Here is a 22334-nt window from a genome sequence, read left to right as displayed (position 1 = left end):
CGGCTCAGTCGGTCGCCAGCAGCGGCTGGAAGTTGGCTTCCTGGAACACGCCGCTGGTCCGGCACAGGCTGCTTTGCAAGGTGGACAGATCGCCCTGGCGGCGCAGCAGATCGCCGTAGGTGCGCGGGGTGGCGGCGACGATCGGATCGGCCATGGTGAAGGTGGTCGGGGCCGCCAGCGTGCCGTTGCCGAGCAGGAACCGCGACAACGCCGCCTGCGCGCCGGACGCGCGCGGCGCCACGTGCAGGAAACTGGTGGTCAGGGTTTCGCGGCCGTGGCAGGCGTCGCAGGTGTTGAGCGAGAACTTGTTGCGGGCGTTGTTGTTGACGATGCCCGGCGCGCGCCACACCTGCTGCGGGCTGGGATTGAGCACCGATCCGGTCAGGAACGGCGTGCCCAGATAGCTCAGCGGCACGCTGTAGGTTCCGGCCAGGATCTGCGCCTGATTGGTGTTGATGTAGTTGGCCAGCAGCGCGGTGTTGTTGTGGGTGTGATGCGGGGTCTGCTTGGCCGGCACGATCGACAACTGGGTGTTGCCGCGCACGATGTTGAACTCGCGCAGTTCCCACGGGTTCTGCAGGAACTCGTTGGTGCGGATCTGGTTGATCGCGCTGCGGTTGGGTTTGTTCGGCGCGGCGTTGGCGTTGGTGAACTGGTCGGTGATGGCCTGCAGCGAAGCGTTGTAGGTCGGTGAGCCCAGCACCAGGGTGCCGAGGTTGCCCCATTGCTGGGCGTAGCTGCGCACCGCCGGGCAGGTGCTGATCGGCACCCCGTATTCCAGGATCACGGTGAAGCGATGCACGGTGCAGGTGCCGGTGCTGCTGCGGCGGATCACGCCGAACACGAAGCGGCCTTCGCCGGCACTGCCGCCGCCGTAGGCGGTGTTGGTGCGCAGATCGACGCGGTTGACGATCGCCAGTAGGCGCATCGGCGAACGGGTCAGGTCGAGCTTGCCGGTGGACAGGCGCGGCCAGGTGTTGAGCACTTGCGTGATCACCGGCGAGCGCGCCGGCACCGGGAAGGTGTTGATGGTGGTCGAGGTGCCCCAGGTGCGCATCCAGTTCTCGACGAAATCGGACGGGTCCACGCCGGTGAGCGGCTGGTTGGCCATGTTGGTCATGAGCCGGTTGAAGGTCCACGCGCCGTTCGGGTTGCCGGTGTTGGTGCAGGCGTCGAAGGTGCGGATCGGGTCTTCGACCACCAGCGGATCGGTGACCATCAGCGAGCGCTCCGGGCGCACCGCCAGCGACGGCCACGGCAGCACCACGCCGGGAATGCGGATGGCGACGCGGGAGGCGATCTGCTCGCGCAGCTTGTTCGGCTCCAGGAACTGCACGGTCTCCTCGCCGAGGAATTCGCGGCCGTCGAACAGCGGCACCGTCGCCTTTTGCTCGGCCAGTTTCTGCCGCTGCTCCTGTTCCTTGACGAAGCCGTCGAAGTCGAACCCGATCGTGGCCGTGTACAGCTGCGGGTCCTTGTCGTCGCGCTTGAGCAGCACCGGCTTGTCGCCGACGTTGAAGCTGAGCTCGGCCGGCAGGTCCTGGCCCTTGGCGTAGGTCAGCTGCAGCAGGGCGTTGGCGTCCGGGTCCTGGCCGGTGGCGGTGATGTGGATGTCTTCGACCACCGGCGGAATGCGCTCGAAGTCGGATGGCTCTTCGGCGGCGGCGCGCACGGTGGCGCTGTCGGCGGTGGCGGGGAACAGCAGATAGGCGGCGCCGACACTGAGGACAGCGCTGATGCCGAGGGAAAGCGAACGCAGGGTGGACATGGTCGGGCTCCTCCGATGAGCAGACCGCGGTGGCGTAGCGCCAGGCGCGTAGCTAACCGACGACGCTAGAGCCCGCGCGCGGTGGCCGCCAGCGCGAGTACGGGATCAAACCGGGACGATTTCTCAAAGACGGCGGCGATTGGCGGCGCTCCTGCGATGGGCGTCGCAGATGGTGCGTGCAGGCCGGCGCAACTCGATTTAGCCGCGATCGCGGGCGTCGTCGAGCACGGCGCGAATGCCGCGTTGCGGGCGGGTGCCGGCGTGTTTCAGCCGTGCATCAATCCGTCCGGCGCGGTGCGTCCGGCGATGGCGTGAGCCGACGACGAAACGGGCCGGCGTGCGCGCCGCGGCCGGATCAAAGCGGCCGCCATTGTCCCGGTTGCAGATCGTCCAGCCGGTACGGCCCGATCGCCGCGCGCACCAGGCGCAGGGTCGGCAGTCCGACCGCCGCGGTCATGCGCCGGACCTGACGGTTGCGGCCTTCGCCGATGGTGATCGCCAGCCAGGCGTCGGGCACGGTCTTGCGAAAGCGCACCGGCGGGTCGCGCGGCCACAGCGCCGGCGGGTCGATGCGCTCGGCCTGCGCGGGCAGGGTCGGGCCGTCGTTGAGCTCGACGCCGCGACGCAGCGCCTGCAACTGGTCGTCCCGCGGCTCGCCTTCGACCTGCACCCAATAGGTCTTGGGTTGCTTGTGCTTCGGATCGGTGAGCCGATGGGCGAGATCGCCGTCGTCGGTCAGCAGCAGCAGGCCTTCGCTGTCGTGGTCCAGGCGGCCGGCGGCGTAGACGTTCTTCGGCAGGCCGAAGCCGGCCAGGGTCGGCTTCGGCGGCACGCTGCGATCGGTGAACTGCGACAGCACGCCGTAGGGCTTGTTCAAGGCGATCAGCATGTGCGCTCGACAGCGGATGCGGGTGAGGCGGGGCCGGCGTCATGCGTGGCGACCCAGGTGCGAAGGCTTCGGCGCTTCGCACGCGGCCGCGGCGACCACGAAGCGCCGGGCGTGCCCGGCGCTTCGCGGAATTCATCGCATCAACGCGGCTTGCGGAAGCGCAGGGTCATGCGGTCGCTTTCGCCGATGGCCTGGTACTTGGCGTCGTCGGCCGCGTCGTGCTTGTTGACCGGCGGCAAGGTCCATACCCCGTTCGGGTAGTCCTTGCTGTCGCGCGGGTTGGCGTTGATCTCGCTCTTGCCGTCGAGCTTGAAGCCGGCCGCTTCGGCCAGCGCGATCACCTGCGCGGTGCCCACATAACCGGACTTGTCGTCGGCCGGCACGTCGGTCTTGGCGCGATGCTCGACCACGCCGAGCACGCCGCCGGGCTTGAGCACGTCAAAGAAGCCCTTGAACATCACCTCGGCCTGTCCGGCCGAACGCCAGTTGTGCACGTTGCGGAAGGTCAGCACCAGGTCGGCCGAGTCGGCCGTGCCGAACGCCGGCTTGTACGTGTCGTAGGCGGCGACGGCGACCTTGCCGTACTGCGCCGGCGAGGCGGCGAACTTCTGTTCCAGCGAGGTCTTGGCCTTGGCGTAGTACTTGCGCGAGCCGTCCTGGGTCTGGGTGTCGGGATCGACCACCGCGGCGACGTAGCGGCCCTTGTCGGCCAGATACGGGGCGAGGATTTCCGAGTACCAGCCGCCGCCCGGCGTGATCTCGACCACGGTCTGGTCCGGACGCAAGCCGAAGAAGGTCAGCGTTTCCAGCGGATGGCGATAGCCGTCGCGGGCGACGTTCTTCGGGTCGCGCCAGCTGCCGGCGATGACGGTCTTGAGCGCGCTGGAACCGGCGGCTTCGCGCGCGGCGGGCGCGGCCTTGCCCTTGGCGCTTTTGGCGGATTTGGCCGCGGGCTTGACGGCTTCGGCGGCCGGCTTGGCGGCGTCGGCGGGTTCGGGTTTTTCCTGTGCGTAGGCGGTCACGGCCAGGCTGGGCAGCAGCGCGGCGAGCAGCAGTCGGGCAAGACGTTGTCGTTCCATGCAACGAACTCCGGAGGCATTCGGGGAGGCCGTCAGCCTACCGCAAGCGTTCAGTTTGGGGGGTGCCGTGGCTGTGCCGGTCGCGGTGCATTCAGCGCCGCTTACGCCGCGGCTTGGCGACGGCGGGCGCATCGGGCAGGCCGCAGGCGCCGTCGTCGGTGACGGCGACTTCGCGTGTGGCCAGGTCCGATTCCATCTGGTCGATGTAGGCGCGCGCCTGCTGGTGCAGCCAGGTGCGGAAGGATTCCAGTCCGCCGTGATCGACCGAGCGCTGCGGATAGACCAGGTAATGGCCCCAGTCGATCTTCAGCCGACCCTGGCTCAGCGGCACCAGCTGGCCGCTGCGGATCAGCAGGCGGGTGCGCGCCAACCGCCCCAGCGCCACGCCCAGGCCTTCGACCGCGGCGCGGTGCATGGTTTCGGAATCGTCGAAGTGGGCGACGAAGCGGGTCGGGCGCTTGCCGCCGCCGTAGCGGTCGAACCAGTCCTGCCAATACGTGGACAGATCGCCGAGCAGGGGCCAGCGGTGCAGGTCGTCCTGCGCCGGCAGCCCGCCCATGCGCTCGACCAGGGCGGGGCTGGCGACCGGCACCAGGGTTTCGTCGAACAGATGCTCGATCACCAGCCCGGGCCAGCGGCCGTAGCCGCCGCGCATGGCCGCGTCGATGCCGGGCTCGCGATCGAAATCGACCAGCGCCGCGCTGGAGAACAGGTTGAGTTCCAACTGCGGATACAGGGCGACGAAGCTGCCCAGCCGCGGCACCAGCCAGGACGAGGCCATCGACGCCATCAGGCTCAGGGTCAGCACGTCGTCGCGGCGCGGGCTGTACGGGCGCAGGGCGTGGTCGAGCGCGTCCAGGTGCGGGGCGACCACCGACAGCAGGCGCTCGCCGTCGGCGGTCAGGCTGACCCCGCGCGGCCCGCGTTCGAACAGGCGCCGGCCCAGGCGTTCTTCCAGGGTGCGGATCTGGTGGCTGAGCGCGCTGACGGTCAGGTGCATCTGCTCGGCGGCGCGGGTCAGGTTGCTGGTGCGCGCGGCGGTGGCGAAACCCAGCAGGGCGTGCAGCGGCGGTCGGTTCATCGCGAAGGGTCCAAGACGGCGGCTACCGGGACGGAGTCGGATCGACAGCAGTGTTTAACCTGATTCAACCCTGGCTTGCAAACGTGTCGCTTTTTTGCCGATTCTGGCGAGCGTAACTTGCGAATCACTCAATAGGCCAGCCCCGCCCCTCTGCGTGGCCCGGCCCGATTCGCAAGGAGATGAGGCCATGAATATCTACAAGAATCTGATGTTCCTGCACGGCCATTTCGTCGATCCGCGCGAGGCCGACGACGAAACCGCCGCCCCGGCCGTTGCGCGGACCCCGGCGCAGATTCCGGCGCGTGTCGCGGCCGGCGCCGTTTCCAGCCGCGCTCAAGCCTCGCGCCCTCGCGCCAGCGGCTGGCGTACCTGGTTGCAGCTGTGGCCGCGCGAGACGGCGAAGGTGGAAGTGGATTGCGATGCGCGTGGGTGTGTTTGAGGGTTCGGCTTTGGTGTGATCCCTCCAGGCCGTCATTCCCGCGAATGCGGGAATCCAGAAACTTCAGCGCCATCTTTCCAGGCCGTCATTCCCGCGAATGCGGGAATCCAGAGCCTTCAGCGCCATCCTTCCAGGCCGTCATTCCCGAAGGCGGGAATCCAGTGACTTCAGCGCCATCCTTCCAGCCCGTCATTCCCGCGAAGGCGGGAATCCAGTGACTTCAAGCGTTCTCGCACGAAAGGCCCTGGATATTCGGCTCCGCCGAAGTAAAGCGGAGCCCGCGTTCGCGGGAATGACGAGCGAAAAAAGCGAAGCATCCCGAACACGACCCACGCCAACTCGTGCCCGCCGCGCCCAGCGCCCATCCCTCAAGGCAACCGCCGCTGCGACGGATACGGCGCCACATCGTTGCGCTGCCCGCTCGCCAGCCCCGCCTGCACCTGCTGCCACCACTCCATGCGGAAGATGTCGCCGTGCGCGTGCATCAACGCGCCCAGCAACGGCGGCGACAAACCCAGAAAACGCGGGAACTGCTCCGGGAACACGTCGTTGCCGTGAGCGTAGAACCACGCGCCCGATTCCATCTCTTCCTCGTGATTGCGCGGCGCCGGCACCGCGCGGAAGCGGCAGTCGGTGACCAGACACAGCTCGTCGTAGTCGTAGAAGATCGCGCGCCCGTGCCGCGACACGCCGAAGTTCTTCAACAGCAAATCGCCCGGAAAAATATTGCTCAACGCCAGATCGCGGATCGCCTGACCGTAATCGATCACCGTCGCGCGCGCCGCCTCGGCCGGCTGTTCGCGCACATACAGATTCAACGGCCGCAGACGCCGCTCGACATAGCACAGGTGCAATACCAAATCGTCGCCGTCCTGACTGATGCTGCCCGCGCAGGTACTCAGCAACTCATCGAGCAGATCCGGTTCGAATCGCGAGCGCGGAAAACGCAGGAACCGGAACGGCTGCGCATCCACCAGCCGGCCGACGCGATCGTGATGGAACACCAGCGAGTACTTGGCCTCGACCTCCTCGCGCGCGACTTCCTTCGGATAAGCGAAACGATCGCGGATGATCTTGAACACCAGCGCGTAACTGGGCAGCGTGAACACCGCCATGACCATGCCGCGTTCGCCGTCGGCGCGCACCAGACGCTCGCCGGGCTGGGCGGCGAACTGGCGGAAGAAGGTGCGGTAGCGCTCGGTCTTGCCCTGCTTGGCGCGGCCGAGCACGGTGTAGAGCTCGTCGATCGGCTTGCCCGGCAGCAGCGTGCGCAGGAACACCACCGCATCGCCGACCGTGCCCAGGTCGGCATGGAAATAACTGCGCGAGTAACTGAACAACTGCACGACTTCGCTGCGCAAGGTCAGCACCGCATCGACCTTGAGCGCGCCGCCCTCGTTGACCAGGGCGATCACGCACGGCGAGAACGCGCGTTCGCCGAACACGCGGCCGATCAGATACGCGCGCTGCTCGCGATAGAACACGGTGTTGAGCAATTCCACCGCGCGCACCGGATGCGGCCCCCAATGCTGCAAGTCCTCCTGCAGCCGCACCGCGATTCCCGCCGCGCAGCGGGTGCGGTGCGCGTACGGCACCGCGAACGGATAGTCGTCGAGCACCCGCATGAAGGTTTCGACCAGGCGATCTTCCGACACCGCATAGCTGTGGCGCGCGACCGGATGGGTGATCGCATCGGTCGGCTCGATGTCGAGCGCGACGAATTCCATCGCCGGATCGACGCCGCGGGTCTTGAAGAAACGCCGCGTAAGCGTGTTGAAGAAGGTCTTGTACAGCTCGCCGTCGAGCAAGGGCGCGACCGCCTGCGCATAGGCCGTATGCACCTGCGACCAGAACGCGCGATCGCGCGCCTGCTCGCCCAGCCGCGCTTCCAGCGCGGCGCTGGCTTCGGCGATGCAACGGTCGTACAGCTCGATGCGTTCGACCGCGTCGTCGCGCGCGCCGTTCCAGTCGCAGCGCTCGAAGCGGCCTTGCGCGCGGCGGGTGATCGCGGCGAAGCGGGCGTGGTAATCGGCGAAGGCGTCGCGGATCTGGCCGGCGACGGCAACGGCTTCGGCGAGGGCGGCGGAGTCGGCGGACATGGCCGCAGTGTACGGCGGCGGCGTGGGGCGTCCAGCGGGTGCAAGCGGTCGCGCAGTGGCGATGCGCCAAAACGATGCCGCGCGCGCGACTATCGCGTTACCATCCGGCCGAAGGTGCAAGGACGCAACCCGCGCCGACAGGAACGGCCCGATGGGGACATATCCGGCCGCCATGGCCCGGACCGCATCGCCGAGGCCAGTCGTCGCGCGTGTCTTTGCGCTCGCAGCCGGGGCCGCTGTCCCGCGTCAGTCCAGACCAGAGCCATTCCATGCTGCAGAAGATCCTCATCGGCATTCTGGCCGCGGCCCTGATCTCGGTCTGTTCGATCTGGGGCTACACGATCTGGCAACGAACCCAGGCGCCGCCCACGGCTGTCGTGGCGCAGCCCAAGCCGGTCGATCTCGCCAAAGCGGACCCCGTGATCGCCCCGGTCGCGGCGACGATGCCGTTCGAACCAGCCGACGGCACTCACTTCACCTACAGCTACCAGCCGCCGCGCGATCCCGATCTGCTGGCGATGTACGACATGGCGCGCAAGATCGACGTGCTGCGGCAACTGCCCGAGATCGATCAGCTCGACGGTTGGCTGATGCTGCCGCGTCCGGTCAACTACGTCGCCGCGCAATGCGACACGGTCAACATCTTCTACGACCGCGACAAGGGCGATATCGTCCTGTGCTACGAAATGCTGGAACTGCTGGTGCGCCAGGGCCTGGCGATCGCCCAGGCCAACGGCGGCAGCGCCCGCGACCAGCTCGATTACCTGCTGGCGAACCTGCGCTTCCTGCTGCTGCACGAAACCGGCCACGCCCTGGTCGATCTGCTCGACCTGCCCACGACCGGACGCGAGGAAGACGCGGTGGACCAGCTGGCGACCACGCTGATGCTGTCGTTCGTCAGCACCGACGAATCGCGGGGCGACATCGCGCGGAAGCTGCAGCTGGCGTCGAATTTCTTCCTGATCACCGACGACGGCCAGCACGACATGGCCCGTTACGCCGACGAGCATTCGGTCGGCGCGCAGCGTTTCTTCAACCTGCAGTGCATGGTCTACGGCAGCGACCCGGGCAAGTACCCGAGCATCGTCGCCAGCGGCCGCCTGCCCGCGGCGCGCGCGCTGCGGTGCGCGCAAGAAAGCCGGCGGATCACCCGCAACTGGATGCGCCTGATCGAGCCGCACATCGCGCCCAGGCACCGCATGAGCGCGGAGGAAGAGCAGGCCAGGATCGAGGAGATCGAACGCAAGCAGGCGCAGAATCGGAACGCGGCCGATGCGCGCTGAGCGATGCTTCGCCGGACTGCATCGGTGACGTAAGCTTCGCGCCGCCGCGGTCTGAATCCGGACGCCGCGGCCCCCGCACCTTGGAGTAGAGAATGAACTATCGCTCGATCGTATTCGCGGCCGCGGCGCTTGCGCTCACCGCGTGTTCCCAGCCGCCGCCGCCGTCCGCGCAGGACGCCAAGGCCGCGTTCCTGCGCGCCTGCGAGCGGCGCCTGCAAAACCGGACGAACCTCAGCGCTCGGCAGATCGCGTCTTTCTGCCCCTGCTTCGCCAGCGCCGCTTCGGCCAAGCACGATATGAACCGGCTCAATGCCGAAATGGAATCCGGCAGCGACGACATTTTCAAATCGACCTTGCAGGCCGAATTCGATCAGTGCAAACGCACCATGTGACCGGGGCGGTGTCGATCGGGTCGTGACGGCGCCGCATCGCCGCAAAAAACAAAGGGCGCCGAAGCGCCCTTTGTTTTGTCTCGATCGTCCAGCGCCCGGTTACAGGTGCTTGATGATCTCGTCGGCGAACTCCGAGCACTTGACCTCGGTCGCGCCGTCCATCAGACGGGCGAAATCGTAAGTCACGCGCTTGCTGGCGATGGCCTTGTCCATCGCGGCGATGATCGCATCGGCCGCTTCGGTCCAGCCCAGGTAACGCAGCATCATCTCGCCCGACAGGATCACCGAACCCGGGTTGACCTTGTCCAGATCGGCGTACTTCGGCGCGGTGCCGTGGGTCGCCTCGAACACGGCGTGGCCGGTCACGTAGTTGATGTTCGCGCCCGGCGCGATGCCGATGCCGCCGACCTGCGCGGCGAGCGCGTCGGACAGGTAGTCGCCGTTGAGGTTCAAGGTCGCCGAGACGTCGTATTCCTTCGGGCGCAGCAGGATCTGCTGCAGGAAGGCGTCGGCGATGGCGTCCTTGATGATCAGGCCCGCGCCCGGCTTGCCTTCCGGAATCACGTGCCACGGGCCGCCGTCGAGCTCGACCGCGCCGAAGGCTTCGCGCGCGACCTGGTAACCCCAGTCGCGGAAGCCGCCTTCGGTGTACTTCATGATGTTGCCCTTGTGCACCAGGGTCACCGACTTACGCTTGTTCTCGATCGCGTATTCGATGGCCGCGTGCACCAGGCGCGTGGTGCCCAGGAAGGAAACCGGCTTGATGCCGATGCCGACCTCGACGCCCAGCTCGCGGCGCGGCGCGCCGACTTCGACCAGCGCGTCCTGCCAGGCGTCGATCTTGGCCTGGGTGCCGAAGCGGATCTTGTCGAACGCCTGCGGGAATTCCTTTTGCAGGAAGTCCAGCACCTTCTTCGAGTCGGCGCTGCCGCCGGCCCATTCGATGCCGGCGTAGATGTCCTCGGTGTTCTCGCGGAAGATCACCATGTCCACGTCGCCCGGCTTCTTGACCGGCGAGGGCACGCCCTCGAACCAGCGCACCGGGCGCAGGCAGACGTACAGGTCCAGCATCTGGCGCAGCGCCACGTTGAGCGAGCGGATGCCGCCGCCGACCGGCGTGGTCAGCGGGCCCTTGATGCTGACGAGGTAATCGCGGCACGCTTGGACGGTGCCGTCCGGCAGCCAGGTGCCGTAGGTGTTGTTGGCTTTCTCGCCGGCATAGACCTCGAGCCACTCGATCTTCTTGGCGCCGCCGTAGGCCTTGGCGACCGCGGCGTCGAGCACGCGCACCGAAGCGCGCCAGATGTCCGGGCCAGTGCCGTCGCCTTCGATGAACGGGATGATCGGGCGATCCGGCACGTTCAGGCCGGTCGGGGTCTTGGTGATCTTGGCGCCGCCTGCGGGCGGCGTCGCTACGAACTCGGTCATTACGATCTCCAGTGGGGCCTCCGGGCGCGGGCGCACGGGGCGGAGCAGGGTCCTTGCGGGACGCGATGGCGCTGCGACCCGGCCCGCCATTGTCGCGGTTCGGACGGGGCGAGGCAAAGACCCGGGCGGTATGAGGCTGGGCGGCGCGGTGGAATGATGAGTTCCGCGCCGAAAGCCATCGAGCCGAGCGCAGATACGTGCGTTGGAGTGGAACCACCCGCGGCGATCAACCGCGACGACGCGATGCGTCTCGTGCAGGCGCCGCCGCGATCAATGCGTTGAGTACCGGCAGCGGCGGTAACCGCTCACCGCGAAGGCGAAGAAGCATTCGGATCGACGCTGCGCTGGCTATGGCTTCAGGTACTTTCCTGATCGTGCATCCGGTCCGGCAAGCGCGCGGCCGCGGCGATCTCAACGGCAGTGCCCGCGTCGCCGCTCAGCGAGTTCCAGACAGCCGGCGTCAACGGCGCCATCCCATGCGCCGCCCGCGCCTTGTCGCACTGCGGACTCGCGGTTCCGTCTTCCCACGCCGGCTTGAGCGCATGGCACGGAGACGGCCGCAGCGCGTAGACGCCGCAATGCGCGTCCACGCCGATGTCGCCGCGCAGTTGCTCGCAGCGCACGCTCTGGCCGCCGTAGGTGCCGCGCATGACCACGCGGTGCGGGTCGAGGGTTTCGGTCAGCGCGCTCGGCGTGATCCCGCCTTCGCAGGCGTCGGTTTCGCTCCAGTGGAAGGCGACGCGGAAGTGGGCGCAGCAGGCGCCGCAGCTCAGGCAGGGATGAGGGGTGGGCATGGCGCGATGGACCGAAGTCGTGGTGTCCGTCGATGCGGCGGCGGTCAGCTTTGTCGCAGGTATTTGACCACCGCGATCGCGCTTATGAACATCGCGAGCAGGCCGAAACGTGCGCGAACCCTACTCGACCGATGTTGCGGCCCGCCAGTGCGCTCAGGCGCCGTGGCACTTCTTGTACTTCTTGCCGCTGCCGCAGGGGCACGGCTCGTTGCGATCGGGCGTGTCGGCGCGGCGCAGCGGTTCGCGCGGAGTCAGCGCTTCGATGCGATGGTGGTGCAGGTCGGCCAGCATCCCGGGCAGGCTGGCGACGATTTCCAGGCGCTCGCGATAGCCGATCGGCGTGGCCGGCGCGGTCGGGTCTTCGGCCAGCACTTCGCCGCTGGCGAGGCGGTCGAACAGGCCGAAGATTTCGTCGATCCAGTCGTTGTCGTCCAGCCACTTGTCCCAGGCCGCTTCGTTCAACTCCACGCCGCGGAAGAAGCCGAAGGCCCAGTCGCGGCCGACGTCGAGTTCGTCGGGCTGTTCGTTGTCGGGTTCTTCCGGCAGCCACAGCAGCGGCGCGAGGTGGTCGGGCAGGTCGTCGTCGCCGTAGCGCACGCGCGCGCTGACCATGTTCCAGTGACCCAGCAGCAGCGCCTGCACCTGCGCGGCTTCGGCTTCGTCGTTCCAGCGCGGCTCCTTGCCGCCCCAGACCGGCGGCTGCCATTGCTCGGGCGCGGGCTGCTGCGGGCCGACCGCCAGGGCCGACAGGTAGCCGTCCAGCGCTTCCAGGTTGAAGCCCTTGTACGGCACGGCGCGTTGGTCGAGCAGGTCGGCCAGGCGTTCGATCTGCTCGTCGTCGAGGTAGGCGGGCGCTTTCATGGCGGGACTCGGGCAGCGGGTGGGGACGCGCATGGTAGTCGCAGCGGCGTGTCTGCGCTGAAAATACCGTCATGAGCGCCCGAACCGATCCGCCCGCCGCCTGTCCCTGCGACCCGTCGCGCCGCTATGCCGCCTGTTGCGGGCGGCTGCATGGCGGGGCGGCGGCGGAGTCGGCCGAGGCCCTGATGCGCTCGCGCTACAGCGCCTATGTCCTGGGCGATGCGGACTATCTGCGGGCCAGCTGGCATCCGCGGACCTGCCCGGCGCAGTTGGATTTCGACCCGGCGGTGCGTTGGCTGGGGTTGCAGGTGAGGGCGCACGGCCTCAGGGCGATGCCGCGGTGGTCGAGTTCGTCGCGCGCTACCGCGTCGGCGGCGGTTCGGCGGTGCGTTTGCATGAGGTCAGCCGGTTCGAGCGGGTCGAGGGGCGATGGCTGTATGTGGACGGAGAGTTTCCGTCGGGGGAGTGACGTGGTCGGGGACGGCGGCGCGCGAACTATGCCCCCTTTGAAAAAGGGGGCGAGCGCCCGGCGCAGGTTTCGTTTCGCGGGGTAAAGCGGAGCGCGGGGGATTTGCTTTGCGGCGAAGCAAAAGCTGAATCCCCCCTGCCCCCCTTTTCCAAAGGGGGGAACTGCCTTGGGGGTTCGGGATGTGCTTGGGTATTGAGCGACGTTGCGGCGCCCGAAACGCAGACAAAAAAAGGGCGCGGCATGTAGCCGCGCCCTGGGCTTGCCCGCCCATAGTGGCGGAGAGAGCCTTACTTCTTGACGTCGAATTCCTTCGTCTGGACGACGTTGCCGTCCTGAGTGATTTCGACCTTGTACTTGCCTTCCGGGAAACCCTTCGGGCTGTTGATGTGGAACTCGGTCACGCCGCCGTTGGTGGCCTGCACGTCGGCGGCCGGGTCTTCGTGAACGGTCTGGCCGTCCTGGAAGGTCCACTTGGCGCCGAGCTTGGTCGGAACGGTTGCGGCCGGATCGGAGGTGCTGGTGGAGACCGAGGCGTAGATCGTGTCCTTCGGCTTGAACGAGGCGGCGGCCGCGGAGACCTTCTTGTCGGCGCCGATCGCGCTGCCCAGGTCCACGCTGGCGACGCTTGCGGTCGCGGCGGGCATCGGAGCGGGCTCGGCCGGGGCGGGCGCCGGAGCCGGGGTTTCGGCGGCGGGCGGCGGCGTGGGAGCCGGCTCTTCCTTCTTCTTGCAGCCGGCCAGCGCCAGCGCGGCGACCAGGGCGGCAGCGACGGCGTAATGCGTGCGATTGCGGATCAGCATGGTGGATCTCCTGAAAAGACGAAGTAGGTGATGTTGAAACGCACGCGCGATCAGTCGCTGGCGGCGGGAATCTTGAGAACCTGGCCGGGCTGGATCTTGTCGGGGTCGTCGAGCTGGTCGCGATTGGCTTCGAAGATCGCGTTCCACTTGCTCGACTTGCCGTAGAACTGCTTGGCGATATGCGAAAGCGTGTCGCCCTTCTCGACCGTGTAGGTCTGCTCGCCACCGCCGGTAATTTCGTCGGTCGAGCTCACGCCGCCTTGCACGTCGCTGAAATCGGCTTTCTCTTTGATCTCGTCCGTGCTCGACGCTCCGCCTTGCACATCGGAAAAATCGGCTTTCTTGTCCGGGGTAGTCATGGGTTGAGGGCTCCTGCCGAAGTGGCGGAACGGAACATGACATGGCGCTTGTTAAAAAGACATAGCGCCCGCGTGAACTTTCATGACGAAACTGAATGAGCGAATTCCGTGAACCGCTCCCTGGCACAAGCCGTGTGCAGGGCCTGTGCGAGCGCGATTACTGCCGTTCGTCGCGACCCGCCGGCGGCGGCGCCAGGCCGTGGCTGCCGCGCCACGGATTGATGTCCAGACCGCCGCGCCGGGTGTAGCGCGCTTCCACCGACAGCCATTGCGGCCGGGCGTGGCGTTGCAGGTCGGAATGGATGCGTTCGACGCATTGTTCGTGGAATTCGGCGTGATCGCGGAACGAGATGAGATAGCGCAGCAGCGCGGCGCGATCCAGGCGCGGGCCGCGGTAGGCGACGATCACGCGGGCCCAGTCGGGCTGGCCGGTGACCGGGCAGTTGGACTTGAGCAGGGCGCTGGTCAGGGTCTCTTCGACGATCGCGCCGGGGTCGGCGCGCAGGTGGCCGGCGTTGGGCGGGCCGTAGTCGTCGATGGCCACGTCGAGCTCGTCGATCGACTCGGCGCCGTCGTTATTTCCGATGGACGGCAGGCCGAAAGCGACCTCGACCGGGGCGCCGGCGGCCGCGGACAGGTCGGCGGCGATGGTCGCGCGCACGATTTCGTCGCTGTCGAAGCGGGTCGAGTTGAACGAGTTGAGGTAGAGCTTGAGCGACTTGGACTCGATCAAGTGCGGCGACCCGGCCGGCACCGTCACCGTCGCGGTGGCCGCGCGCGGCTTGCCGCGGGCATCGAGCCAGCTCAGTTCGTAAGCGTTCCAGCGGTCGAAACCGGTGAACGGCAGGGCGTCGTCGCTCAGGCCGATGTGAGCGCGGCCGAGCGAGCGGGCGATCGGGAACAGCAGCGAGGCGTCGTACTCGCGCGGGTAATCGACGTGGCGGCCGAGGGGGAGGTCATGCGTGGTCATGGGGCGATTTTAGCTGCTTCGGGTGGGGGGATCGGCAAGAGCAAATCCCCCGCGCTCCGATCTAAACCCAGCTGAGCTGGTTCCGCCGGGCAAAGATTCGTGTCCGCCGGCGATTTCCCCGCCGCTGTCGAACAGTTCCCCCCTTTGAAAAAGGGGGGCTAGGGGGGATTTGCTTTTGCGTTCCGATCGCAGCGTGTCACCGCCAAGAGCAAATCCCCCGCGCTCCGATCCAAGTCCAGCTGAGCCGGTTTCGCCGGGCGCTCGCCCCCTTTTCCAAAGGGGGCAAAGATTCGTGTTCGCCGGTGTTCGAGAACGCCAGGCCCTCTCAACCTGCTTTGGACCCATTCAAATAATCCAACGTCACCTGCAGCATCGCCCGCAGCCCCACATCCAGCGAGCTCTCATCGAGCTTGAACTTCGGCGAATGATTGCTGGGCGCCGTGGACGGATCCACGCCCGGCTCGGTCGCGCCGACGAAGAAGAACATCGCCGGCACTTCCTTGGCGTAGTAGGAGAAATCCTCCGCGCCCATCACCAGCGGCATCTCGATTACGTTCTTGTCGCCGGCCACGGCCTTGAGGCTGGGCAGCATGCGCGCGGTCAGCGCCGGATCGTTGTAGGTGACCGGGTTGCCGTCCTGATCGGGCACCTGGCTTTCGGCGTGGGCGCCGTGGGCGAGGCTGACGTGCTCGGCGACGTTCTTGAGGTCCTTGAAGATCGCCTGGCGCATGCCTTCGTCGAAGGTGCGGATGGTGCCGACCATCTCCACTTCGTCGGGAATGATGTTGTAGCGGATGCCGCCCTTGATCGCGCCGAAGGTCACCACCGCCGGCAGCTTGGCGATGTTGGTGCGGCGGCTGACGATGGTCTGCGCGCTGCCGATCACGTCGGCCGCGGCGACGATCGGGTCCACGCCGGCCCACGGCGCCGAGCCGTGGGTCTGGCGGCCCTTGATCTTGATGCTGAAACGATCCGACGCCGCCATCAGCGGCCCCTGGCGCACGCCGAGCTGGCCGGCCGGCAGGGTCGAGAACACGTGCAGGCCGAACATGGCCTCGGGCTTGTAGTCCTTGAACAGCCCGTCCTTGAGCATCAGCGAGGCGCCGCCTTCCTCGTTGGCCGGCGCGCCTTCCTCGGCCGGCTGGAACACCAGCATGACCTGGCCCGGCAGGTCCTTCTTCATCGCCACCAGCGCGTCGGCGATGCCGAGCAGGATGCTGGTGTGGGCGTCGTGGCCGCAGGCGTGCATGACGCCGACGGTTTCGCCGCGAAAGGTCGCGGTGGCCTTGGACGCGAACGGCAGATCGACCTGCTCGGTCACCGGCAGCGCATCCATGTCGGCGCGCAGGGCGATCTTCGGGCCGGGCTTGCCGCCTTCGATGATCGCGACCACGCCGTGGCGGGCGATGCCGGTGCGCGGCTTCAGGCCGAGCTTGCGCAGATGCTCGACGACCTTGGCCGAGGTGCGTTCCTCGCGGTTGGACAGCTCCGGATGCTCGTGGAAGTCGCGGCGCCAGGTGACCACGTCGGCCTTGACCTTGGCCGCGGCCGAGGCGACCTCGGGGCGTTCGCCCGATTGCGCGGCGGCGGCCAGCGGCAGGGCGGCGAGGACGCTGAAACTCAGGGCGCAACGCAACGCGACGGACAGCGGACGCTTCATCGACGGGACTCCGGGCGGGAAAGGTCCGATGCTAGCCGATGGGGGCGGGATGGGGATGCGCGACGTTGGTCGGCTTTGGGGGCTCGCGGCCGGGGCGCGGACACGCGACACGCCCGCTTGCGCCTGCACGATTTGCCGTCCCACCTTTTCCCGCGCCGCCTGAACGCCGTCATTCCCGCGAAGGCGGGAATCCAGAGACTTCAGCGCCATCTTTCCAGGTCGTCATTCCCGCGAAGGCGGGAATCCAGAGACTTCAGCGCCACCTTTCCAGACCGTCATTCCTGCGTTCTCGGGAATGACGGCGGGAGAGAATGTCGGCACACGTCCAACCAACCTCGCCGGCAGCCGCAACCTCAGCCGCAACAGCGCGAATGCAATGGTGGCGGGCGAAGAATTCACATCGCCCACCGCGCCGTCCGCGATGAATGCATCGCGCCACAACGCGGTTTCGTCCCTGCCTCAAGGCCCGTGCAGGTAATCCAGCGCGACCTGCAGCATGCTCCGGGTGCCGACTTCCAGCGCGCCTTCGTCGAGCATGAAGTTCGGCGAATGGTTGATCGGCGCCTTCGCCGCGTCGGTTCCCTTCGCGGTGGAGCCGACGAAGAAATAGAAGCCCGGCACGGTGTTGGCGAACTGCGAGAAGTCCTCGGCCACCGTCACCAGTCCGGACTCGGCGACATTGCTCTCGCCGGCCGCGCGCTGCAGCGAGGGCAGCACGCGCCGGGTCAGCGCCGGGTCGTTGACGGTGGCCGGCGCGTTGTTGACCACCTGCAACTCGGCGGTGGCGCCGGCCGCGTGCGCGTAGTCGTCGGCGGTGCGGCGCAGGCGCGCGATCACGTCCTCGCGCACGCCGGCGTCGAAGGTGCGCAGGGTGCCGACCAGCCGGGCTTCGTCGGGAATGATGTTGAAACGCACGCCGCTGTTGAACTGGCCGGCGGTCAGCACCACCGGCGTCGCGGCGATGTTGACCTGGCGCGCGATCAGGCTCTGGCTGGCGAGCAGGATCTGCGCGCCGACGGTGATCGGGTCCACGCCGTCCCACGGCCGCGAACCGTGGGTCTGCTTGCCGCGCACGGTCAGGCTCCATTCGTCGGCGCTGGCCAGCATCGGCCCGCTGCGATAACCGACCTGGCCGACGTTCAGGCCGGCCCATACGTGCAGGCCGAACACGGCTTCGGGTTTGAAATCCTTGAACACGCCCTCGTCGAGCATCAGCTTGGCGCCGAACGGCTCGCCCGCCGTCGGCGGGCCTTCCTCGGCCGGCTGGAACACGAACATCACCTCGCCCGGCAGCTGATCCTTCTGCGCCGCCAGCGCCGTCGCCACGCCGAGCAGGATCGCCACGTGGGCATCGTGGCCGCAGGCGTGCATGACGCCGACCGGCTGGCCGCGATAGTCGGCGCTGACCTTGGACGCGAACGCCAGCCCGGCCGGTTCGGTCACCGGCAGCGCGTCCATGTCGGCGCGGATGGCGATCCTCGGCCCCGGCTTGCCGCCCTTGAGCACCGCGGTCACGCCGGTGTGGGCGATGCCGGTGCGCGGCTGCAGGCCGAGTTTGCGCAACTGATCGGCGATCAGCTTGGCCGTGCGCACTTCGTGCTGGCCCAGTTCGGGATGCTGGTGAATGTCGCGGCGCCAGGCCACGACCTGCGCCTGCACCTGTTGCGCGGCCTGGGCGGTGCCGGCCGGATCGGCGGCTTGCGCCGACGCGGCCACGGGCAACGCGGCGGCCAGACACAGGGCCAGCACGGACAGCGGGAGCGGCAGACGATCGAACCGGGGCATCACGGACTCCGTGCGGTGAACAAGGCAGTCGATGCTAAGACGTATCGGCGTGGGGCGATATCTCCACAAGGCATGAGCGCATGCAACACATCCCCTGCACGCTCACAGCTACCGCTGTTGCCGTTCCCCCCTTTGAAAAAGGGGGGCAGGGGGGATTCGCTTTTCGCTTCACCGCAAGCAAAAGCAAATCCCCCGCGCTGTCCGCGTCGGTTCGACTTCGTGATGGCGCCGGGCGCCGCCCCCTTTTTCAAAGGGGGCGATCTGACGCGCTTGTTCTGAATTTTTGGCGGTGCAAAAAAACAACGGGCCGGAGCGCTTGCGCTCCGGCCCGCCGAGCGGCGATCAGCGTCCGATCAACGCCATGCCCACTGCGGTGTAACGGTCGCCGGCGATAGCGTCCGGAGCGAACAGCGTGTCCAGCTGCGCCTGTTCCGCCGCCGATAACGACACCGTCAGCGCGCCGAGGTTGTCTTCCAGATACTTGCGCCGCTTGGTGCCCGGGATCGGCACCAGATGCTCGCCCTGCGCCAGCACCCAGGCCAGCGCCAGCTGCGCCGGCGTGCAGCCCTGGTCGGCGGCGATGCGCTTGACCTGCTCGGCCAGCGCCAGGTTCTTCGCGAAGTTGTCGCCCTGGAAGCGCGGCGTGCTCAGGCGGAAATCGTCGCTCTGCAGTTCGCTGGCGCTGGTGATGTTGCCAGTCAGGAAGCCGCGGCCCAGCGGGCTGTAGGGAACGAAGCCGATCCCCAGGCGCTCGCAGACTTCGAATACGCCGTTGTGCTCGGGATCGCGCGTCCACAGCGAATACTCGCTTTGCACCGCGGTGATCGGATGCACGGCGTGCGCGCGCTCCAGGGTCTGCGCCGACGGCTCCGACAGGCCCAGGTAACGCACCTTGCCCTGGCGGACCAGTTCGGCCATCGCGCCGACGGTCTCTTCGATCGGCACCGAGGCGTCCACGCGGTGCTGGTAGTACAAATCGACGTGGTCGGTGCCCAGGCGCTTCAGGCTGCCTTCGATCGAACTGCGCACGTACTCGGGACGGCCGTTGACGCCGCGCGCGCCCGGGTTGGCCGGATCGAAGACGATGCCGAACTTGGTCGCCAGGAACACTCGCTCGCGGCGGCCTTTGAGGGCGCGGCCGAGCAAATCCTCGTTGCTGTACGGGCCATAGATGTCCGCGGTGTCGAGGAAGCTCACGCCCAGTTCCAGCGCGCGGTCCAGGGTCGCCAGCGATTCGGTTTCGTCCGCGGCGCCGTAGGCGAAGCTCATGCCCATGCAGCCCAGGCCCAGGGCGGAGACGGCGGGGCCGTTGCGGCCGAGGCGGCGGGTCGGAAGAGTGCTCATGGTGGGTCTCCTGATCGGAAGGCAGTGCGCGGCCGTGGGGGAGGGGCCGCGGCGCCCGGCGGGGCGTGGTGTGAACTCTAGGCTCGCGCGATTGATCGAAAAACCGGCGTTGTCCGAATGGCTTATGAAGGTTTGCTTCATAATTGGGCCGACTGTCCTGGCTTCGGAGACGTTATGGCCGTCCATCCTCTGCCTGCTGTGTTGGCCTTCGCCCGCGTCGCCCATTTCGGCAGCTTCACCCGTGCCGCGGCCGAGCTGGAGATCTCGCCGTCGGCGCTGTCGCAGACCGTCCGCGGCCTGGAGAGCAAGCTCGGCGTGCGCCTGCTCAACCGCACCACCCGCCAGGTCGGCCTGACCGAGCACGGGGCGCGCTTCCTGGATCAGATCGGCCCGGGGCTGGCGCAGATCGAGGCTGCGTTCGACGACCTCGACGCGGTCCGCCACCGTCCCACCGGCCGCCTGCGCATCAATGTCGGACGCACCGCGGCGAAGGTGCTGGTCGAGCCGCGGCTGCCGGAATTCCTCGCGCGCTATCCCGAACTGGAAGTGGAGTTGTTCGCCGACGACACGCTGGCCGATCTGGTCGCCGGCGGTTTCGACGCCGGCATCCGGCTCGGCGAATGCCTGGCGCGCGACATGATCGCGCTGCCGGTCGGCGGGATGCAGCGGCAGGTGATCGTGGCGACGCCGGCGTACTTCGAGCGTCGCGACAAGCCGCGCACGCCGCAGGAACTGGTCGGCCACGAATGCATCCGCTTGCGCCTGCCGGGCAGCCGGCGTCTGTATCCGTGGGAATTCAGCCGCGACGGCCGCGATTTCGAAGTGGACGTGGAAGGGCGGCTGATCTTCAACGACGGCGTGATGATCCTCAGCGCCGCGCGCGCGGGCCTGGGGATGGCGCAGTTGTTCGAGCCGATCGCGCGCGAGGATGTGCGCGCGGGGCGGCTGGTGCAGGTGCTGGACGATTATCAGCCGCCGTTTCCGGGGTTCTACATCTATTACCCGGCGCGCAAGCAGTTGCCGACGAAGTTGCGGGTGTTCGTGGATTTCATGCGCGAGCTGATGTAAGGGCGCGACGAACCCCCAGCCCCGCGAAACAGTTCCCCCCTTTGAAAAAGGGGGGTTAGGGGGGATTTGCTTTTGACTGCGATGGGCAGCGAAGTTTGGCGGGGCGGTTTATAAGCAAAAGCGAATCCCCCCTGCCCCCCTTTTTCAAAGGGGGGAACGGCAACAGCAACAGCAACGGCAACAACGTCGGCCACTGCGACCCTCGTCGCCTTTGCTGCACCTCACCTCGCCTTTCCCCAGCCGCCATGCGAGGCTGCGGCCGATCCGCCGGGAAGTCGCCATGACCGCATCGCCCGTTCCGTCTCCTCCGCCTTCGGCCCTGCAAGGCGAAGCCGCCCTGGTCCGCGCGCTGGGGCCGTTCCAGCTCGCCGCGTCGATCATCAACATCATCGTCGGCGCCGGCATCTTCATGCTGCCGGCCCTGCTGATGAGCCGCATGGGCGCGAGCGCGCCGCTGGTGTTCGTGGCCGGGGCGATCGCGATCGTGCCGATCGCGCTGTGCTTTTCCGCCGTCGGCAGCCGCGCTTCGGCGACCGGCGGGCCGTACACCTTCGTCGGCGCGGCGTTCGGACCATTCGCGGGATTCCTCGCCGGCGCGCTGATGTGGATCTGCAATACCTCCTCAAGCGCGGGCGTGGCCGCGGCCCTGGCCGAACAGGCCGGCAACGCTTGCAACGTGCTGCGCGAACCGCTGCCGCGCGCGCTCTTCATCGCCGCGACTTATGCGCTGCTGTTCGCCCTCAACGCCTTCGGGGTCAAGCTCGGCGCGCGCATGATCGTGCTGCTGGCCACGCTGAAGCTCACGCCGCTGTTCCTGCTCGCCAGCGTCGGCCTGCTGTTCGTGGACTGGAGTCATGTCGGCTTCGCGCAGCTGCCGCCGTGGAGCGCGCTGGGGCCGTCGATGGTGCTGGTGGTGTTCGCCTATTCCGGCATGGAGACCGCGCTGGTGCCGACCGGCGAGGTGCGCGATCCCTCGCGCCACGTGCCGCGCGCGACGCTGTCGGCGATCGTGGTGGTGGTGCTGCTGTACATCGGCATCCAGATCGCCTGCCAGGGCTTGCTCGGCCCGCGCCTGGACGCCAGCACCGCGCCGGTCGCCGACGCCGCCGGCGCGATCTGGTCGCCCGCGCACGGTCTGCTGCTGATCACCGCCGGCGTGTCGATGACCGGTTTCCTGATGGGCAATCTGTTCTCGTCCTCGCGCCTGTTGTTCGCGCTGGGCCGCGACGGCTATCTGCCGCAGGCCTTCGGCCGCGTCGATGCGCGCTATCACGTGCCGCGGGTGGCCCTGGCCGCGCACGCCGGCATCGCCCTGGCGCTGGCCCTGATCGGTAATTTCGAAACCCTGGCGCTGATCTCCGGCGGTGCTATCTGCCTACTGTTCGCGGCGGTGTCGGTGTCGGCGTGGCGCGCGCAGGCGCTGGATTTGCGCGGCGCCGGCGAACCGTTCCGCCTGCCCGGCGGCAGCTGGCCGATGCCGCTGCTGGCGGTGGCGATCATGATCGCGATCCTGGCGACGATGACGCCGGCGCAATGGGCGGCGATCGTGGTGTCGCTGATCGTGCTGGTGGCCTTGTACGGCGTGCTGACCTTGCGACGTCGCCGCGCGCCGTAGCGGTTTCGCCGCCGTCCTCACGCCGCGAGCACACCGGGCCGCGCATTTCAGCGCGAAACGAACAGCGGACCGACACGCGCGCGCTTGATCCCGGGCCGCCGCCTGTTGCCTACTAGGGCCTGCAAGGGAACAGCGGGAGCCACGCGCCTCG

At 67.8% G+C, this 22334-nt stretch carries 20 protein-coding genes and 1 pseudogene; 7 read left to right on the top strand and 14 right to left on the bottom strand.

The genetic code is table 11. The features are described 5' to 3' along the window. Positions 1 to 4: 4 nt before the first annotated feature. Positions 5 to 1768: a hypothetical protein gene (locus tag J7J50_RS03245; protein ID WP_215055177.1), complete on the bottom strand. Its 1764-nt coding sequence runs from the start codon at positions 1766 to 1768 to the stop codon at positions 5 to 7. Positions 1769 to 1924: 156 nt separating this feature from the next. On the opposite strand from J7J50_RS03245, the gene J7J50_RS03240 reads away from it, so the two are divergent. Next, positions 1925 to 2083 carry a hypothetical protein gene (locus tag J7J50_RS03240; protein ID WP_215097455.1) on the top strand — a complete coding sequence of 53 codons (159 nt, stop codon included), beginning with the start codon at positions 1925 to 1927 and terminating at the stop codon, positions 2081 to 2083. A gap of 40 nt (positions 2084 to 2123) precedes the next feature. On the opposite strand, the gene J7J50_RS03235 is transcribed toward J7J50_RS03240, so the two are convergent. The 3 genes from J7J50_RS03235 to J7J50_RS03225 all read right to left on the bottom strand — a co-directional run bounded on the left by J7J50_RS03235 (position 2124) and on the right by J7J50_RS03225 (position 4817). Next, positions 2124 to 2657 carry a pseudouridine synthase gene (locus J7J50_RS03235; protein WP_215055179.1) on the bottom strand — a complete coding sequence of 178 codons (534 nt, stop codon included), beginning with the start codon at positions 2655 to 2657 and terminating at the stop codon, positions 2124 to 2126. Between the two features lie 140 nt (positions 2658 to 2797). Then, a complete protein-coding gene (locus J7J50_RS03230) occupies positions 2798 to 3736 on the bottom strand; it encodes a methyltransferase (RefSeq protein ID WP_251044461.1) in 939 nt (312 codons plus the stop codon). Positions 3737 to 3827: 91 nt separating this feature from the next. After that, entirely contained in the window at positions 3828 to 4817 is a 990-nt protein-coding gene (locus J7J50_RS03225; protein WP_215055181.1) for a LysR substrate-binding domain-containing protein, read from the bottom strand. Between the two features lie 187 nt (positions 4818 to 5004). Here J7J50_RS03225 and J7J50_RS03220 point away from each other — a divergent pair, with 187 nt between their 5' ends. Next, positions 5005 to 5256, top strand: a complete 252-nt coding sequence (locus J7J50_RS03220; protein WP_215055183.1) for a hypothetical protein — start codon at positions 5005 to 5007, stop codon at positions 5254 to 5256. Positions 5257 to 5624: 368 nt separating this feature from the next. On the opposite strand, the gene aceK is transcribed toward J7J50_RS03220, so the two are convergent. After that, entirely contained in the window at positions 5625 to 7355 is a 1731-nt protein-coding gene (gene aceK / locus J7J50_RS03215) for a bifunctional isocitrate dehydrogenase kinase/phosphatase (RefSeq protein ID WP_215055186.1), read from the bottom strand. A 269-nt stretch (positions 7356 to 7624) separates the two neighbouring features. Here aceK and J7J50_RS03210 point away from each other — a divergent pair, with 269 nt between their 5' ends. Together J7J50_RS03210 and J7J50_RS03205 are read left to right on the top strand one after the other, a co-directional pair. After that, positions 7625 to 8638, top strand: coding sequence for a DUF4344 domain-containing metallopeptidase (locus J7J50_RS03210; RefSeq protein WP_215055188.1), 1014 nt, complete (start codon positions 7625 to 7627; stop codon positions 8636 to 8638). Between the two features lie 92 nt (positions 8639 to 8730). Next, positions 8731 to 9030: a hypothetical protein gene (locus J7J50_RS03205; protein ID WP_215055190.1), complete on the top strand. Its 300-nt coding sequence runs from the start codon at positions 8731 to 8733 to the stop codon at positions 9028 to 9030. Between the two features lie 99 nt (positions 9031 to 9129). Here the strand turns inward: J7J50_RS03205 and icd are convergent, their stop codons facing one another. From icd to J7J50_RS03190, 3 genes are all read right to left on the bottom strand, one after another. Next, positions 9130 to 10458: an isocitrate dehydrogenase (NADP(+)) gene (gene icd / locus J7J50_RS03200; RefSeq protein WP_215055192.1), complete on the bottom strand. Its 1329-nt coding sequence runs from the start codon at positions 10456 to 10458 to the stop codon at positions 9130 to 9132. 356 nt (positions 10459 to 10814) lie between these two features. Further along, the gene (locus J7J50_RS03195; RefSeq protein WP_215055194.1) at positions 10815 to 11252 is read right to left on the bottom strand and encodes a YkgJ family cysteine cluster protein; all 438 of its coding nucleotides are present in this window, start codon (positions 11250 to 11252) and stop codon (positions 10815 to 10817) included. 153 nt (positions 11253 to 11405) lie between these two features. Further along, the gene (locus J7J50_RS03190; protein WP_215055196.1) at positions 11406 to 12113 is read right to left on the bottom strand and encodes a UPF0149 family protein; all 708 of its coding nucleotides are present in this window, start codon (positions 12111 to 12113) and stop codon (positions 11406 to 11408) included. Between the two features lie 71 nt (positions 12114 to 12184). Between J7J50_RS03190 and J7J50_RS03185 the strand changes: the two are divergent. Further along, a pseudogene (locus tag J7J50_RS03185) lies at positions 12185 to 12582 on the top strand (YchJ family metal-binding protein). Between the two features lie 287 nt (positions 12583 to 12869). On the opposite strand, the gene J7J50_RS03180 reads toward J7J50_RS03185, so the two are convergent. The 6 genes from J7J50_RS03180 to J7J50_RS03155 form a co-directional block, all read right to left on the bottom strand. Beyond that, on the bottom strand, positions 12870 to 13382 hold the full coding sequence (locus J7J50_RS03180) for a hypothetical protein (RefSeq protein WP_215055198.1): 513 nt from the start codon (positions 13380 to 13382) through the stop codon (positions 12870 to 12872). A 50-nt stretch (positions 13383 to 13432) separates the two neighbouring features. Then, positions 13433 to 13741: a LysM peptidoglycan-binding domain-containing protein gene (locus tag J7J50_RS03175; protein WP_215055200.1), complete on the bottom strand. Its 309-nt coding sequence runs from the start codon at positions 13739 to 13741 to the stop codon at positions 13433 to 13435. 157 nt (positions 13742 to 13898) lie between these two features. Further along, complete coding sequence (queF, locus tag J7J50_RS03170; RefSeq protein WP_215055202.1) at positions 13899 to 14711, bottom strand: NADPH-dependent 7-cyano-7-deazaguanine reductase QueF; 813 nt, start codon at positions 14709 to 14711, stop codon at positions 13899 to 13901. A gap of 325 nt (positions 14712 to 15036) precedes the next feature. Further along, positions 15037 to 16371, bottom strand: coding sequence for a M20 family metallopeptidase (locus J7J50_RS03165; protein WP_215055204.1), 1335 nt, complete (start codon positions 16369 to 16371; stop codon positions 15037 to 15039). 459 nt (positions 16372 to 16830) lie between these two features. Further along, a complete protein-coding gene (locus tag J7J50_RS03160) occupies positions 16831 to 18156 on the bottom strand; it encodes an amidohydrolase (RefSeq protein WP_215055206.1) in 1326 nt (441 codons plus the stop codon). Between the two features lie 342 nt (positions 18157 to 18498). After that, complete coding sequence (locus tag J7J50_RS03155; protein WP_215055208.1) at positions 18499 to 19500, bottom strand: aldo/keto reductase; 1002 nt, start codon at positions 19498 to 19500, stop codon at positions 18499 to 18501. A 174-nt stretch (positions 19501 to 19674) separates the two neighbouring features. On the opposite strand from J7J50_RS03155, the gene J7J50_RS03150 reads away from it, so the two are divergent. Both J7J50_RS03150 and J7J50_RS03145 read left to right on the top strand, forming a co-directional pair. Beyond that, positions 19675 to 20568: a LysR family transcriptional regulator gene (locus tag J7J50_RS03150; protein ID WP_215055210.1), complete on the top strand. Its 894-nt coding sequence runs from the start codon at positions 19675 to 19677 to the stop codon at positions 20566 to 20568. Between the two features lie 280 nt (positions 20569 to 20848). Continuing rightward, on the top strand, positions 20849 to 22183 hold the full coding sequence (locus J7J50_RS03145; protein WP_215055212.1) for an APC family permease: 1335 nt from the start codon (positions 20849 to 20851) through the stop codon (positions 22181 to 22183). Positions 22184 to 22334: the final 151 nt, after the last annotated feature.

The sequence above is a fragment of the Lysobacter sp. ISL-50 genome (assembly GCF_018612875.1).
Classification (GTDB): Bacteria; Pseudomonadota; Gammaproteobacteria; order Xanthomonadales; family Xanthomonadaceae; genus Lysobacter.
The sequence above is the reverse complement of the archived record's forward strand: the minus strand, read 5'-3'. Positions and strand labels throughout refer to the sequence as shown.